Source organism: Enterobacter cloacae complex sp. IR5428, from assembly GCF_049238585.1.
Taxonomy (GTDB): domain Bacteria; phylum Pseudomonadota; class Gammaproteobacteria; order Enterobacterales; family Enterobacteriaceae; genus Enterobacter; species Enterobacter intestinihominis.
Genome location: NZ_JBMKHV010000013.1, coordinates 68,441 through 83,999, shown reverse-complemented (window position 1 = coordinate 83,999; position 15,559 = coordinate 68,441). Strand labels below are relative to the sequence as shown.

16 protein-coding genes are annotated in these 15,559 nt (G+C 56.0%); 11 read left to right on the top strand and 5 right to left on the bottom strand.

What is annotated here, in order from left to right; translation table 11 throughout:
* Positions 1-29 precede the first annotated feature (29 nt).
* The 5 genes from ftsN to rraA all read left to right on the top strand — a co-directional run bounded on the left by ftsN (position 30) and on the right by rraA (position 4,534).
* Positions 30-998: a cell division protein FtsN gene (gene ftsN, locus ACOTXC_RS18125; protein WP_017383099.1), complete on the top strand. Its 969-nt coding sequence runs from the start codon at positions 30-32 to the stop codon at positions 996-998.
* Between the two features lie 94 nt (positions 999-1,092).
* Positions 1,093-1,623 carry an ATP-dependent protease subunit HslV gene (gene hslV, locus ACOTXC_RS18120; RefSeq protein ID WP_022649795.1) on the top strand — a complete coding sequence of 177 codons (531 nt, stop codon included), beginning with the start codon at positions 1,093-1,095 and terminating at the stop codon, positions 1,621-1,623.
* 9 nt (positions 1,624-1,632) lie between these two features.
* The gene (hslU, locus tag ACOTXC_RS18115; protein ID WP_022649796.1) at positions 1,633-2,967 is read left to right on the top strand and encodes an HslU--HslV peptidase ATPase subunit; all 1,335 of its coding nucleotides are present in this window, start codon (positions 1,633-1,635) and stop codon (positions 2,965-2,967) included.
* Positions 2,968-3,029: 62 nt separating this feature from the next.
* Entirely contained in the window at positions 3,030-3,956 is a 927-nt protein-coding gene (menA, locus tag ACOTXC_RS18110) for a 1,4-dihydroxy-2-naphthoate polyprenyltransferase (protein ID WP_088581795.1), read from the top strand.
* Positions 3,957-4,048: 92 nt separating this feature from the next.
* A complete protein-coding gene (gene rraA / locus ACOTXC_RS18105; protein ID WP_015569946.1) occupies positions 4,049-4,534 on the top strand; it encodes a ribonuclease E activity regulator RraA in 486 nt (161 codons plus the stop codon).
* A gap of 584 nt (positions 4,535-5,118) precedes the next feature.
* On the opposite strand, the gene zapB is transcribed toward rraA, so the two are convergent.
* Positions 5,119-5,358: a septal ring assembly protein ZapB gene (gene zapB / locus ACOTXC_RS18100; RefSeq protein WP_022649799.1), complete on the bottom strand. Its 240-nt coding sequence runs from the start codon at positions 5,356-5,358 to the stop codon at positions 5,119-5,121.
* A 400-nt stretch (positions 5,359-5,758) separates the two neighbouring features.
* Between zapB and ACOTXC_RS18095 the strand changes: the two genes are divergently transcribed.
* The 4 genes from ACOTXC_RS18095 (at position 5,759) to fpr (ending at position 10,124) form a co-directional block, all read left to right on the top strand.
* Complete coding sequence (locus ACOTXC_RS18095; protein WP_022649800.1) at positions 5,759-6,604, top strand: MIP/aquaporin family protein; 846 nt, start codon at positions 5,759-5,761, stop codon at positions 6,602-6,604.
* Positions 6,605-6,625: 21 nt separating this feature from the next.
* Positions 6,626-8,134 carry a glycerol kinase GlpK gene (gene glpK / locus ACOTXC_RS18090; RefSeq protein WP_022649801.1) on the top strand — a complete coding sequence of 503 codons (1,509 nt, stop codon included), beginning with the start codon at positions 6,626-6,628 and terminating at the stop codon, positions 8,132-8,134.
* A gap of 136 nt (positions 8,135-8,270) precedes the next feature.
* Complete coding sequence (gene glpX / locus ACOTXC_RS18085) at positions 8,271-9,281, top strand: class II fructose-bisphosphatase (protein WP_395036507.1); 1,011 nt, start codon at positions 8,271-8,273, stop codon at positions 9,279-9,281.
* 96 nt (positions 9,282-9,377) lie between these two features.
* Positions 9,378-10,124, top strand: a complete 747-nt coding sequence (gene fpr / locus ACOTXC_RS18080) for a ferredoxin--NADP(+) reductase (protein WP_022649803.1) — start codon at positions 9,378-9,380, stop codon at positions 10,122-10,124.
* Here fpr and ACOTXC_RS18075 read toward each other — a convergent pair whose 3' ends face one another.
* Entirely contained in the window at positions 10,125-10,544 is a 420-nt protein-coding gene (locus ACOTXC_RS18075) for a DUF805 domain-containing protein (RefSeq protein WP_022649804.1), read from the bottom strand.
* 112 nt (positions 10,545-10,656) lie between these two features.
* Between ACOTXC_RS18075 and ACOTXC_RS18070 the strand changes: the two genes are divergently transcribed.
* Positions 10,657-11,253 (top strand): DUF1454 family protein, encoded by a 597-nt coding sequence (locus ACOTXC_RS18070; protein ID WP_022649805.1) that lies wholly within the window; start codon positions 10,657-10,659, stop codon positions 11,251-11,253.
* Positions 11,254-11,364: 111 nt separating this feature from the next.
* Complete coding sequence (gene tpiA / locus ACOTXC_RS18065; protein WP_003862019.1) at positions 11,365-12,132, top strand: triose-phosphate isomerase; 768 nt, start codon at positions 11,365-11,367, stop codon at positions 12,130-12,132.
* A 47-nt stretch (positions 12,133-12,179) separates the two neighbouring features.
* On the opposite strand, the gene ACOTXC_RS18060 is transcribed toward tpiA, so the two are convergent.
* The 3 genes from ACOTXC_RS18060 to ACOTXC_RS18050 form a co-directional block, all read right to left on the bottom strand.
* Positions 12,180-13,484: an SLC13 family permease gene (locus ACOTXC_RS18060; RefSeq protein WP_421767879.1), complete on the bottom strand. Its 1,305-nt coding sequence runs from the start codon at positions 13,482-13,484 to the stop codon at positions 12,180-12,182.
* Positions 13,485-13,557: 73 nt separating this feature from the next.
* Positions 13,558-14,301 carry a CDP-diacylglycerol diphosphatase gene (locus tag ACOTXC_RS18055; RefSeq protein ID WP_032626946.1) on the bottom strand — a complete coding sequence of 248 codons (744 nt, stop codon included), beginning with the start codon at positions 14,299-14,301 and terminating at the stop codon, positions 13,558-13,560.
* 111 nt (positions 14,302-14,412) lie between these two features.
* The gene (locus ACOTXC_RS18050) at positions 14,413-15,402 is read right to left on the bottom strand and encodes a sulfate ABC transporter substrate-binding protein (protein ID WP_421767878.1); all 990 of its coding nucleotides are present in this window, start codon (positions 15,400-15,402) and stop codon (positions 14,413-14,415) included.
* Positions 15,403-15,559 lie beyond the last annotated feature (157 nt).

Genomic DNA, 15,559 nt, shown 5'->3' with positions numbered 1-15,559 from the left:
GACGAACGAATAAATACAGCGAAACGATAGTGGCACAACGAGATTATGTACGTCGCGGCCAGCCGGCACCTTCGCGACGCAAAAAGAGTAGTTCAAAAAGCAAGCAACGTAGCCTGTCTGCTGTCTCCCCAGCCATGGTCGCCATTGCTGCGGCTGTGCTGGTGGCCTTTATTGGCGGCCTCTACTTCATTACGCATCATAAAAAAGAAGAGTCTGAAGCCCTTCAGGGTAACAAGGTCGTCGGCAACGGCCTTCCTCCGAAGCCTGAAGAGCGCTGGCGCTACATTAAAGAGCTGGAAAGCCGCCAGCCTGGCGTACGTGCGCCTACCGAGCCTTCTGCCGGGGGTGAAGTGAAGAATGCCGATCAGCTGACGGACGAACAGCGCCAGTTGCTCGCTCAGATGCAGGCGGACATGCGCCAGCAGCCTACGCAGTTGAACGAAGTACCGTGGAACGAACAAACCCCGGCGCAGCGTCAGCAAACGTTGCAGCGCCAGCGTCAGGCACAGCAGCAAACGCAACAGCAGCAGTGGACGCAGACGCAGCCGGTACAACAGCCGCGTACACAACCGCAGCAGCAGACGCGTACTGTACAAACGCAGCCTGTTCAGCAGCAGCCGAAAGCCCAGCCGCAGAAGCAAACAGCACAGCCGTATCAGGATCTGTTGCAGACGCCTGCACATACCACTGCGCAACAGCCAAAAACGCAGCAGGCTGCGCCGGTCACTAAAGAGACCGAGGCACCAAAGCAGACGGCTGAGAAAAAAGATGAACGCCGCTGGATGGTTCAGTGCGGTTCGTTTAAAGGCGCTGAGCAGGCAGAAACGGTGCGAGCTCAGCTGGCATTTGAAGGATTTGACTCACGCATTACCACCAATAACGGCTGGAATCGCGTGGTGATTGGACCGGTCAAAGGCAAAGAAAACGCAGACGGCACCATTTCCCGTTTGAAAGTGGCTGGCCACACAAACTGCATTCGACTCGCCTCCGGGGGTTGAAACCCCCAAAATCCCCCCCATCTATCATTTAATTCAGCCCTGAGCACAGGCTCAGGGCTTCTGTTTCCCGAATCTGTAACCAGGGGGTCTGCTCGTGACAACAATAGTAAGTGTACGCCGTAACGGCCAGGTGGTAATTGCCGGTGATGGCCAGGCCACGCTGGGTAATACCGTCATGAAAGGCAACGTGAAGAAAGTACGTCGTCTTTATAACGACAAAGTGATCGCCGGTTTCGCAGGCGGCACGGCTGATGCCTTCACGCTGTTTGAACTGTTTGAACGCAAACTGGAAATGCATCAGGGTCATCTGGTGAAAGCCGCCGTTGAGCTGGCAAAAGACTGGCGTACCGACCGCATGCTGCGCAAGCTCGAAGCACTGCTGGCCGTGGCTGACGAAAACGCCTCGCTGATCATCACCGGTAACGGCGACGTGGTTCAGCCTGAAAACGACCTGATTGCCATCGGCTCTGGCGGCCCGTACGCCCAGGCCGCAGCCCGTGCGCTGTTGGAAAATACCGACATGAACGCGCGCGATATCGCGGTGAAAGCGTTGGATATTGCAGGTGATATCTGCATCTATACCAACCACAATCACACCATCGAAGAATTGACCTCCAAAGCGTAAGGATCGCCCATGTCTGAAATGACCCCACGCGAAATTGTCAGCGAACTGAACAAACACATTATCGGCCAGGACAACGCCAAGCGCTCCGTGGCTATCGCACTACGTAACCGCTGGCGTCGCATGCAGCTCGACGAAGAGCTCCGCCATGAAGTGACGCCAAAAAATATTCTGATGATCGGCCCGACCGGGGTGGGTAAAACCGAAATCGCCCGTCGTCTGGCCAAACTGGCTAACGCGCCGTTCATCAAAGTTGAAGCCACCAAGTTCACCGAAGTGGGCTATGTGGGTAAAGAAGTGGACTCCATCATCCGCGATCTGACCGATTCAGCGATTAAGATGGTGCGTGTCCAGGCGATTGAGAAAAACCGCTATCGCGCCGAAGAGATGGCCGAAGAGCGTATTCTCGACGTGCTGATCCCACCGGCAAAAAATAACTGGGGACAGGCTGAACAGCAGCCTGAACCTTCTGCTGCGCGTCAGGCATTCCGCAAAAAATTGCGCGAAGGCGAGCTGGACGACAAAGAGATTGAGATCGATCTCGCTGCCGCGCCAATGGGCGTTGAAATCATGGCCCCTCCGGGCATGGAAGAGATGACCAGCCAGTTGCAGTCCATGTTCCAGAACCTGGGCGGGCAGAAACAGAAAGCGCGTAAGCTGAAAATCAAAGACGCGATGAAGCTGCTGATTGAAGAAGAAGCCGCGAAGCTGGTTAACCCGGAAGAGCTGAAACAGGACGCTATCGACGCGGTTGAGCAGCACGGTATCGTGTTTATCGACGAAATCGACAAAATCTGTAAGCGCGGCGGCAACAGCTCCGGCCCGGATGTTTCCCGCGAAGGCGTTCAGCGCGACCTGCTGCCGCTGGTGGAAGGTTGCACCGTCTCTACCAAGCACGGCATGGTGAAAACTGACCACATTCTGTTTATCGCGTCAGGTGCGTTTCAGGTTGCCAGCCCATCCGATCTCATTCCGGAACTGCAGGGTCGTCTGCCAATCCGCGTTGAGCTGCAGGCGCTGACCACTGAAGATTTCGAACGTATCCTGACTGAGCCAAACGCTTCTGTGACCGTACAGTACAAAGCGTTGATGGCGACCGAAGGCGTGAATATCGAGTTCACCGACGATGGGATCAAACGCATCGCTCAGGCCGCATGGCAGGTCAACGAAACCACCGAAAACATCGGTGCGCGTCGTCTGCACACCGTGCTGGAACGCCTGGTGGAAGATATCTCTTACGATGCGAGCGACCTTAACGGTCAAACCATTACCATTGACGCAGAGTATGTGGGCAAACACCTGGATGCGTTAGTGGCAGATGAAGATCTGAGCCGTTTTATTCTATAATCGCGTTCAATGCATTTTCATCACTGTTGATGGGGGCTATGGCCCCCATTTTTATTGGCTAAATAACTATGACTGATATCAGCCGTACGCAGGCGTGGCTCGAAAGTCTGCGTCCAAAAACGCTTCCTCTGGCTTTTGCCGCCATTATCGTCGGTACCGCACTTGCCTGGTGGCAGGGGCATTTCGATCCCCTGGTGGCTGGTCTGGCGCTTGTCACCGCCGGGCTACTGCAAATCCTCTCTAATCTCGCCAATGATTACGGCGATGCGGTAAAAGGCAGCGATAAACCTGATCGTATCGGGCCGCTGCGCGGGATGCAAAAAGGGGTGATTACCCAGGCACAGATGAAGCGGGCGCTGATTATCACCGTGGTGTTGATTTGCCTGTCCGGCCTGGCGCTGGTGACGGTCGCCTCGAAAACCACCAGCGATTTCATTGGCTTCCTGGTGCTGGGCTTGCTCGCCATTATTGCAGCAATTACCTATACCGTCGGGACGCGTCCTTACGGGTATATTGGTCTGGGCGACATCTCCGTACTGGTGTTCTTCGGCTGGCTGAGCGTCATGGGAAGCTGGTACTTGCAGGCGCATACGGTGATCCCCGCCCTGTTCCTGCCCGCGACCGCCTGCGGTCTGCTGGCGACGGCGGTGCTGAATATCAATAACCTGCGCGACATCGACAGCGACCGTGAGAACGGTAAGAACACGCTGGCCGTGCGTCTGGGCCCGGTGAATGCCCGCCGCTATCACGCCTGCCTGCTCATCGGCGCGCTGGTCTGCCTGGCACTGTTCAATCTGATCTCTCTGCACAGCCTGTGGGGCTGGCTGTTTGTGCTCGCCGCACCGCTGCTGGTTAAGCAGGCCCGCTATGTCATGCGTGAACTCAGCCCGGCTGCCATGCCGCCGATGCTGGAGCGCACGGTAAAAGGCGCGTTGCTGACTAACCTGCTGTTCGTCATCGGGATTGTCTTAAGCCAGACGCTGAGTTAGCTGACAAATATCAATTAACAATTGATGATTTTGCCAACAAGGCATTTCGCACGATATACTGAACACATTCGCAGCAACAGAGCGTTAAACCTATGAAATACGATACCTCCGAGCTTTGTGACATCTACCAGGAAGATGTCAACGTCGTTGAACCCCTGTTCTCCAACTTTGGTGGACGGTCGTCGTTTGGCGGACAAATCATCACGGTGAAATGTTTCGAGGACAACGGGTTGCTGTACGATCTGCTCGAAGAGAACGGCCGTGGCCGCGTTCTGGTGGTCGACGGCGGCGGTTCCGTGCGCCGTGCATTGATTGATGCTGAACTGGCGGGAATTGCCGTCCAGAACGAGTGGGAAGGCATTGTGGTGTACGGCTCCGTGCGTCAGGTGGACGATCTCGAAGACCTGGATATCGGGATTCAGGCCATCGCGGCCATACCGGTAGGCGCAGCGGGCGACGGCATCGGCGAAAGCGACGTGCGCGTCAATTTCGGCGGCGTGACCTTCTTCTCGGGCGACCACCTTTATGCTGACAATACCGGCATTATCCTTTCCGAGGATGCGCTGGACATTGAGTAGTTAATCGATAAGCGAGATGCATAAAAAAACCGCCAACAGCAATGTGGCGGTTTTTTTGTCCCTCGGGATTCGCGGTCCGTTGGGTGATATTGCAACCTTTAACCAGGATTTTTATCTTACCCTGATTCATTCCTCAGGTAACCCCTGTCGACCCTTTATGAATTCCTAATTATGTGTGGGAACCTTAACTCCGCAGCTGTTGCTCATTATGATGCTGTGTCCCTTTCCGCCATCTCGCAAATGGGCGCCGGTCCAGGGAAAGGTGTATTCACAACCGTAAAGCAACCTTTAACCGGGCTTGTGTCCACCGACTTATCACCGGTGGTGAACGGTGGAGCGGTAAGCAGCAGGGACCGCATAATGAAATGCTATTTATGTATCGCGTTCATTGTCGCCAGCGTACTCGTGGTAAAGAGTGATGAACCGAGTGGGTTTGTTGCTTATGCTATGACAGCGCAGGACAAGTAGCGTTAAGGCCGCCTCTGGCGGCCTTTTTTATGGTTGAAATCCGTGAGCAATAACCATAAAAAAGCCGGGTGGCGGCTTCGCCTTACCCGGCCTACTCAATTCATTCCCAAAGGAAATCAGACTTCTTCCATACGTCCCAGCAGTGCCTGCAGGCGATCCTGCCAGCCGTTCTGCTGTTCGCGCAGCTGGTTGTTTTCGCGCTCCAGTTCTTCACGGCTGTGCTGAGCATTCTGAACTTCCTGGGACAGGGAGTTGTTTTTCTCTTTCAGCTCTTCAATTTCCATCTGCAGCAGGGTGATGGTGTCGATCGCCTGCTGTACTTTCGATTCCAGTTTCTCAAACACTTCTAAAGACATGATGCTACCTCTCCTGAATTGCAAGGCGACGCTTTAACGTAAACGCGCACGACATATACCGTCGATTGTATGGAGCGCGGCGCTCTGTGTCCAGCGACACACCGCGCAGATCGCGGTTTGCAACACTTTTAGGTCTGGTCCTGGTGCGTTCGCGGCATATACCCCTAAATTGTTAACTCTTTAGTTAATGAAATGATTCAGCTCACATTATACCGTTGATGCAAAAACGCGCTTTATGGCGCGAAAACGCTCATTTTATTGACACAGACCACACATTTTGATTTCGATATTTCTCGTTTGTGCTCGTTAACGATAAATTAACACTATGTCTACAGGGCATCGTGGCTGTCACGGGCGGTCACGCAAACAATAAACATTACTCTTTTGCAGGATTCCGATTATGAGTCAGACATCAACCTTAAAAGGCCAGTGCATTGCCGAGTTCCTGGGTACCGGGTTGTTGATATTCTTCGGAGTAGGCTGTGTCGCTGCACTGAAAGTGGCGGGTGCCAGTTTTGGTCAGTGGGAAATCAGTATTATCTGGGGTTTGGGCGTGGCGATGGCCATCTACCTGACCGCAGGGGTTTCCGGCGCACATCTTAACCCGGCGGTGACCATCGCGTTGTGGCTATTCGCGTGCTTTGACGGACGCAAAGTTGTCCCTTTCATCATTTCACAATTTGCCGGCGCCTTTTGCGCAGCGGCGTTAGTTTACGGGCTTTATTACAATCTTTTCACCGACTTCGAACAGACGCATCATATGGTGCGTGGCAGTGTCGAAAGTCTGGATCTGGCAGGCATTTTCTCAACGTATCCGAATCCGCATATTAATTTTGTGCAGGCGTTCGCAGTTGAAATGGTGATTACCGCTATTCTGATGGGCGTCATTATGGCGCTGGGCGACGACGGAAACGGCATTCCGCGCGGCCCGCTGGCACCACTTTTGATTGGCCTTCTGATTGCGGTAATTGGCGCATCCATGGGTCCGCTGACCGGCTTTGCGATGAATCCGGCGCGTGACCTGGGTCCAAAAACCTTCGCCTTCTTTGCAGGATGGGGCGATGTCGCCTTTACCGGCGGCAAAGACATTCCTTACTTCCTGGTTCCGCTGTTCGGGCCAATCGTAGGGGCGGCGCTGGGCGCATTCGGCTATCGCAAATTAATTGGTCGCCACTTACCGTGCGACACCTGTGTGGAAGAGGAAAAAGAGTCGACTTCCACCACACAACAAAAAGCTTCGCTGTAATCTGACTACGGGACACATACCATGACCGAAAAAAAATATATCGTTGCGCTCGACCAGGGCACTACCAGCTCCCGCGCTGTCGTAATGGATCATGACGCGAACATTGTCAGCGTGTCTCAACGCGAATTTGAGCAAATCTATCCGCGTCCAGGCTGGGTTGAACACGACCCGATGGAGATCTGGGCGTCACAAAGCTCCACGCTGGTGGAAGTGCTGGCGAAAGCCGACATCAGTTCTGACGAGATTGCCGCTATCGGAATCACCAACCAGCGTGAAACCACCGTTGTCTGGGAGCGCGAAACCGGTAAGCCCATCTACAACGCCATTGTCTGGCAGTGCCGCCGCACCTCAGAGATCTGCGAAAAACTGAAGCGCGACGGAATGGAAGAGTACGTGCGCAGTACAACCGGTCTGGTCATTGACCCGTATTTCTCCGGCACCAAAGTGAAGTGGATCCTCGATCACGTGGAAGGTTCACGCGAACGTGCACGACGCGGCGAGCTGCTGTTTGGCACCGTCGATACCTGGCTTATCTGGAAGATGACTCAGGGACGCGTTCACGTCACCGACTACACCAACGCCTCGCGCACCATGCTGTTCAACATCAACACTCTGGAGTGGGATGACAAGATGCTGGACGCGCTGGACATTCCGCGTGCGATGCTGCCAGACGTGCGCAAATCTTCAGAAGTATACGGCCAGACCAACATCGGCGGTAAAGGCGGCACCCGTATTCCTATCGCCGGTATTGCCGGTGACCAGCAGGCGGCGCTGTTCGGCCAGCTGTGCGTCAAGGAAGGGATGGCGAAGAACACTTACGGCACCGGCTGCTTTATGCTCATGAACACCGGGGAGAAAGCGGTGAAATCAGAAAACGGTCTGCTGACCACCATCGCCTGCGGCCCACGCGGTGAAGTGAACTATGCCCTGGAAGGGGCGGTATTCATGGCGGGTGCCTCCATTCAGTGGCTGCGCGACGAGATGAAGCTGATCAGCGATGCGTTTGACTCCGAATACTTCGCGACCAAAGTGAAAGACACCAACGGCGTATACGTGGTGCCAGCGTTTACCGGTCTGGGCGCACCGTACTGGGATCCGTACGCCCGCGGCGCGATTTTCGGCCTGACGCGCGGTGTGAACTCAAACCACATTATTCGTGCGACCCTGGAATCCATCGCCTACCAGACGCGCGACGTGCTGGAAGCGATGCAGGCGGACTCCGGCATTCGTCTGCACGCCCTGCGCGTGGACGGCGGTGCGGTAGCCAACAACTTCCTGATGCAGTTCCAGTCCGACATTCTGGGTACCCGCGTTGAACGTCCTGAGGTGCGAGAAGTAACGGCGCTGGGCGCGGCGTATCTGGCAGGTCTGGCGGTTGGCTTCTGGCAAAACCTTGACGAGCTTCAGGAAAAAGCGGTGATCGAACGCGAATTCCGTCCAGGCATCGAAACCACCGAGCGCAACTACCGCTACAGCGGCTGGAAGAAAGCGGTGAAACGTGCCCTGGCATGGGAAGAGCACGACGAGTAAGACAGACTCACCCCTCACCCTAACCCTCTCCCCTTTGGGGAGAGGGCCGGGGTGAGGGGCTCAGACCGCACCACCCCTCCCCCTCCCCACTCTGTGATAAACTTCGTGCAATTCCTTTTGATTGTACGAGTACCTCATGAAACGTGAACTTGCTATCGAGTTTTCCCGCGTCACCGAAGCTGCCGCCCTCGCAGGCTACAAGTGGCTGGGCCGTGGCGACAAAAATACCGCAGACGGCGCAGCCGTCCACGCCATGCGCATTGTGCTTAATCAGGTCAATATCGATGGCACTATCGTCATTGGCGAAGGCGAAATCGACGAAGCCCCGATGCTCTACATCGGTGAAAAAGTCGGGACGGGCAAAGGCGATGCGGTGGATATCGCGGTCGACCCGATAGAAGGCACGCGCATGACCGCAATGGGTCAGGCCAACGCCCTGGCGGTGCTGGCCGTAGGCGATAAAGGCTGCTTCCTTAACGCGCCGGATATGTACATGGAAAAGCTGATTGTCGGTCCTGGCGCAAAAGGCGCAATCGACCTCAGCCTGCCGCTGGAAGAGAACCTGCGTAACGTCGCCAGCGCGCTGAACAAACCGCTCAACGAACTCACCGTGACCATCCTGGCGAAACCGCGCCACGACGCCACCATCGCTTATCTGCAAGCACTCGGCGTGCGCGTATTTGCCATTCCTGATGGCGACGTTGCCGCCTCTATTCTGACCTGCATGCCGGACAGCGAGGTCGACGTGCTTTACGGCATCGGCGGCGCGCCGGAAGGTGTGGTCTCTGCGGCAGTGATCCGCGCGCTGGACGGCGATATGCAGGCGCGTCTGCTGCCACGCCATGAGGTCAAAGGCGACAGCGACGAGAACCTTCGCATTGGTGAAGACGAACTGGCGCGCTGTGCGGCGATGGGCATCGAGGCCAATAAAGTGCTCGCGCTGAACGAGATGGCTCGCAGCGATAACGTGGTCTTCTCCGCAACCGGCATCACCAAAGGCGATCTGCTGGATGGCATCACCCGCAAGGGAAACATGGCCACCACTGAAACCCTGCTGATCCGCGGCAAATCCCGCACCATTCGCCGCATTCAGTCCATTCATTATCTCGACCGCAAAGACCCGGACGTACAGACGCACATTCTGTAAAACCGTTTGATCGATAGAGCTTTCCGGCCCGAATGGGCTGGAAATGTTTCCCACAAGTACGGAAGATAGAAGAGAGAAACAGCACAGGAGAAGATCATGGCGGACTGGGTAACAGGTAAAGTCACAAAGGTACAGTTCTGGACCGATGCGCTATTTAGCCTCACGCTGCACGCGCCCGTTCATCCGTTTACCGCCGGGCAGTTTGCCAAGCTCGGGCTGGATATCGACGGTGAACGCGTACAGCGCGCCTACTCTTACGTTAACGCGCCTGATAACCCGGATCTCGAGTTCTATCTGGTCACCGTCCCGGACGGTAAGCTCAGCCCGCGCCTCGCCGCGCTGAAACCGGGCGATGAGGTGCAGATTGTCTCCGACGCGGCGGGGTTCTTCGTGCTGGATGAAATCCCCGACTGTGACACGCTCTGGATGCTGGCGACCGGCACGGCCATCGGCCCGTATCTCTCTATCCTGGAGTACGGCAAAGATCTGGAGCGCTTTAAGAATATCGTGCTGGTCCACGCCGCGCGCTACGCCGCAGACCTGAGCTATTTGCCGCAGATGCAGGCGCTGGAACAGCGATATGGCGGGAAGTTAAAAATTCAGACGGTGGTCAGCCGCGAAACCGCAGCTGGCTCGTTAACCGGCCGCGTTCCGGCGTTGATTGAAAGCGGCGCGCTGGAAGAGGCGGTGGGTTTACCGATGAATACCGAAACCAGCCACGTGATGCTGTGCGGTAACCCGCAAATGGTGCGCGATACGCAGCAACTGCTGAAGGATACCCGGCAGATGACGAAACACCTTCGTCGCCGACCGGGCCATATGACCGCCGAACACTACTGGTGATCAGCGGTACTTCACCTCAAGGGTATCTTTTCCGTATTTGTTCTCGCTCTGGGTGCCAATAAACGCACCCAGTTCGACAACCATCATCACAAAGATAACCGTCGGCAGCAGTCTGCCCACCACCCACGGGAGGATGGAGGGCAGCATTGACCAGTTCCCCGCCACCAGCATCCACGCCAGAATAATCAGAAAAGCCCAAGCGCCGGAGCGACCGCGATCGTGCAGACGTTTCACCACCACGGCGGCGGTTGGCCACAGTAAACAGACCAGCGCAAAAGCCGCAGTTTGCGTGCTCAGCCAGGCGTTATAGGCAACAAAAAACAGAAGCAGCATGGCGACAACCCACGCTGCCATCCAGATCCAGAAGTCACGGCGTCCAATACGCCCTTTGAATGAAAACAACCACTGCTGTATGGTCATGTAAGGTTCCTTATTATTGTTTAGCCCGCATTTTACCCTGGAGTTGTGACCTTTTGACAAGCCGACCAGATATCGTTTTAATCATGGGCAATAACGGCCAGGGGCAATGTTGATGAAAAGTTCGGCACACTCTCTTTATTTGTGTTTAGCGATGCTGAGCGCCAGTTTTTCTCTGCACGCCGCGGAACCGGCTTCCCCGGTCACCGCCCCCTACCTTCTGGCGGGCGCCCCCTCTTTCGATCAATCTATCAGCCAGTTCCGCGAAGCCTTCAATAAAGAAAACCCCTCGCTTGCGCTGGGAGAGTTCCGTGCGATTGACGGTGCCCGCGATACGCCAACCCTGACCCGCGCTGCCAGCAAAATTAACGAGAATCTATATGCTTCCACTGCCCTTGAGCGCGGAACGTTAAAAATCAAAAGCATGCAGATCACCTGGCTGCCGATTCAGGGCCCAGAGCAGAAAGCGGCGAAAGCGAAAGCGCTGGAGTATATGAGCGCTATTCTGCGCGCCTTTACCCCCACCTTCACGAAAGCGCAAAGCCAGCAAAAGCTGCAAAAACTGCTTACCGCCGGGAAAAACAAACGCTATTACGCGGATACGGAAGGTGCCGTTCGCTATGTCGTCGCAGATAACGGCGAAAAGGGACTGACCTTCGCGGTTGAACCGATTAAGCTGGCCCTATCAGACGCACTCGAGGGGGCGAATTAATGACAAAAAGCAAAGCCTTTCGAGGGAAAATCTCTATACTGATTCACAGACCATGCTGCCCTTAAGGGTGGCCATATTCCTTAATTCGCTTATTGAGCGTGGAGAATTGAAATGCGACATCCTTTAGTGATGGGTAACTGGAAACTGAACGGCAGCCGCCACATGGTAAACGAACTGGTTGCTAACCTGCGTAAAGAGCTGGCTGGCGTGACCGGCTGCGCGGTTGCTATCGCTCCGCCGGATATGTACCTGGATCTGGCTAAACGTGCCGCTGACGGCAGCCACATCATTCTGGGCGCGCAGAACGTTGACGTTAACCTGTCTGGCGCGTTTACCGGTGAAACCTCCGCTGAAATGCTGAAAGACATCGGCGCGAAATACATCATCATCGGCCACTCTGAGCGTCGCACCTACCATAAAGAATCTGACGAGTTCATCGCGAAGAAATTCGCTGTGCTGAAAGAGCAGGGTCTGATCCCGGTTCTGTGCATCGGTGAAACCGAAGCAGAAAACGAAGCGGGTAAAACCGAAGAAGTGTGCGCACGTCAGATCGACGCTGTGCTGAAAACCCAGGGTGCGGCAGCGTTCGAAGGCGCGGTTATCGCTTACGAGCCAGTCTGGGCGATCGGTACCGGCAAATCTGCAACTCCAGCGCAGGCACAGGCGGTGCACAAGTTCATCCGTGACCACATTGCAAAAGCAGACGCGAAAGTGGCTGAGCAGGTCATCATCCAGTACGGCGGTTCCGTTAACGCATCAAACGCAGCTGAGCTGTTCACCCAGCCAGACATCGATGGCGCGCTGGTTGGCGGCGCATCCCTGAAAGCAGACGCTTTCGCGGTGATCGTTAAAGCGGCAGAAGCGGCTAAGCAGGCGTAATTGCCTTTGGGGCGGGTGGCGCTTCGCTAATCCGCCCTACAAAACCACTACAAACGTCCTAATACGCTAAACCACAAATAATCCAGCGGCAGCAGCACCAGATACGTCACAATCGCCAGCGCCAGGCAGAGCAGCATCCCCGCCTTCGCAGGCACTTTCCCTAAGCCCATCGCCACCACAATCGGCGACGCCTGATACGGCAGCAGCGGCGTGGAATACCCCAGCACCTGAATCATGATCACCGACATCAGCGGGAAGCCGGTCGCGTCGGAGAAGCTCTGCGCCAGCGTGGTGTACAGCGCCGGAACGCCGTTGGCGGTCATAATGAAGTTGAGCGCCGTGGTGATCCCCGTCAGCGCCAGGAAGCTGGTAAACGGGCGGTCTGCATCCAGCGGCATGATATGGAGCAACGCCTCGCCTACGGCCGCACCGATACCGGTCTGCGTCACCGTAATGGCCAGCCCGAGTATACCCGCGACGTAAATACAGGTGCGCATATTCACCCCCGCCGAGAACTCCTCACCGGTGATAAAACCAATGCGCGGGAGCATGACGATGACCGAGGCCGCCAGCCCTGTCCACGCTGGGCCCACGCCGTGCCAGCTCTCCGTTACCCACATCGTCAACACCACCGCCAGCAGCCAGGCGAGTCGTTTTTCGTCACGCCCCATCGGTTCAGACGGCGTCAGATCCTTCGCTGGTTTCGGGCTACCGGGGAACAGCCAGCAGATCAGGCCAATCAGAATCAGGCCTTTGAGAATACCCAGCACCGGCGTGTGCAGCAGCAGATACGGGACATAGTTGAGGTGGATACCGTATGAGCCTTCCGCCGCGCCGCTCATCACAAGGTTTGGCACGTTAGCGGGCAAAATAGTGGCCGAGAGCTGGAAGGTGCCAAACCCGACCGCCAGCGCCAGGCCAAACCAGGCCCGCGAGCCATCAGGAATGCCGGCCCGCTTCGCCATCGCGGCGACAATCGGCATCAGCAGCGCAATACGTCCCATGTTCGACGGCATCACGAATGCCAGGGCATAGCTCAGCAGCACAACGCTTGCCACCATCAGCACCCAGGAGTCGGTAAGCTTTGCCGACAGCGCCCGGGCGGCCCTGTCCGCCAGGCCGGTTTTCCGAATCGCCACGCCCAGCACAAAGCCGCTGAACACCAGCCAGAAGGCAGACGAGGCGAAGCCGCCAAAGATCACTTCCGGCGGGGCGATTCTGGCGGTCATCGCCGCCGTAAAGAACAGCAGCGCGGTGATAAATTCCGGCAACAGCGACGTCGCCCACAGCACGATGGTGACGCCGACGATCAGCGAGGGAAGCAGCAGAGGATGCGTTAACCAGAGCGACATACCTGTCTCCTGTAGAATTTTTCAGCAAGTCTACGGCGACAGGCAGGGCGAGTAAACGCTATTTATGGTGGGGTCACTTCAGGATATCGCATTGATGATCCTGCAATTCCTCAGCCGACGCGCGGTTAAAGGTAAGCAGGTTACGCTCTGTCGCCAGCAGTACAAACGAGCCGTCTGACTGCTGCGCCATCGCCAGCGCGAAGCGTCCCATATGGTCGCGCGCTTCCGGCAGCTCTTCCGCCAGCATCATAAACGGGCTGCGCTGCACCAGTTCGTTCTCCGTCACCCGACGGGCAAGGTACTCATGCCCTTCCAGCCCGCCCGGAAGCGGTAGCCACTGGGTGCTGATTTGCCCCTGCGCCGCGTTCAGCTTCTCGCGCACGTCCGGGCGCAGGCAGGAGATGTGGATATGGAAATGGTTTTGCGTGCGCCCGGTCGGGGAGTTGATGGTCAGCGAAATAGCGCTGTCAGGCACGTCGGCTCCCCGTTTCATGCTCATAAAATGACGAGACTGCCATGCCAGCCAGAAGAAATTCGGTGTCTGAGGCTCGGTCAGCAGCGGGCTTTCGGTGCCGTTGATACGGTACGTGGGCATCAGGAGGTATTGCAGCGGTCCGTTGCGGTCCTTGAACACCACGTAGCCCGCATCTGGCTTCACCTGCGCACACGGTGCCGGGTTACGGTTATGCAGCTGGTTGGGCACACACTGGTCGAGAACGATATGACGCAACGCATTCGGATTACCCGCTTTCATCCAGTACACGCCGCCTGCGGCAAGGGCGATAACGATCAGAATCAGTAAGATAATTTTTTTCACAACGCGTTCCCTGTTTTCAGTAAAGGCAAAAGAGTAACGCAAAATGATGACCAAATAAAAAACCCGGCGGATTTCTCACACCGGGTTACCGTGTCGTGCTTTATGAAACGCCTAGCGCTTGCTGATCTGGTCGAAGGTGCCGCCGTTAGAGAAGTGCTCTTTCTGCGCTTTGGTCCAGCCGCCAAAAACATCATCGATAGTGAACAGCTTCAGTTTCGGGAAGGCGTTTTCGTATTTCTTCGCGACGGCCTCATCGCGCGGGCGGTAGAAGTTTTTCGCCGCAATTTCCTGCCCTTCCGGTGAGTAGAGGTACTTCAGGTAGGCTTCCGCCACCGCTTTGGTGCCCTTCTTATCAACAACCTTATCGACGACGGAGACGGTCGGCTCAGCCAGGATGGATTCGCTCGGGGTCACGATCTCGAATTTGTCTTTACCCAGCTCGTTAGTCGCCAGCAGGGCTTCGTTTTCCCAGGCAATCAGCACGTCGCCGATACCGCGCTCGACGAAGGTGTTAGTTGCGCCGCGCGCGCCGGAGTCCAGCACTTCGACATTTTTAAACAGCGCTTTCAAGAATTCCTGCGCTTTAGCCTGGTCACCGTTGTTGTGGTGCAGGGCGTAGCCCCAGGCCGCCAGGTAGTTCCAGCGTGCGCCGCCGGAGCTTTTCGGGTTCGGCGTGATGACAGACACGCCCGGCTTAATCAGGTCGTTCCAGTCTTTAATCTGTTTCGGGTTGCCTTTGCGCACCAGGAAGACAATGGTCGAGGTGTATGGCGCAGAGTTGTCCGGCAGGCGCTTGATCCAGTTTTTGTCGATACGGCCACGCTCCGCGATCGCGTCTACGTCATAAGCCAGCGCCAGGGTAACCACATCGGCTTCAATGCCGTTGATCACCGATGTCGCCTGCTTACCTGAACCGCCGTGAGACTGGCGAACCACCACGTTATCGCCGGTTTCCTGTTTCCAGTGCCCCGCAAAAGCTTTGTTGTACTGGTCGTACAGTTCACGCGTCGGATCGTACGACACGTTCAGTAACTGAATGTCCTTTGCCAGAACGCTGGTCGATGCCAGCAATAATGTTAACCCCACGCCCCATTTATTCATCGCCCGGCTCTCTTGTGTAGTGTTTTGATTAATGCAGCGTGCCAGAAAGCTAACCGATGATTAAAGAATAAAAAAAGATTGGCTATAACGTGGAGGAATAAAAAAAGGATGGGCACAAAAAAGCCGGGTGGCGGCTACGCCTTACCCGGCCTACGAT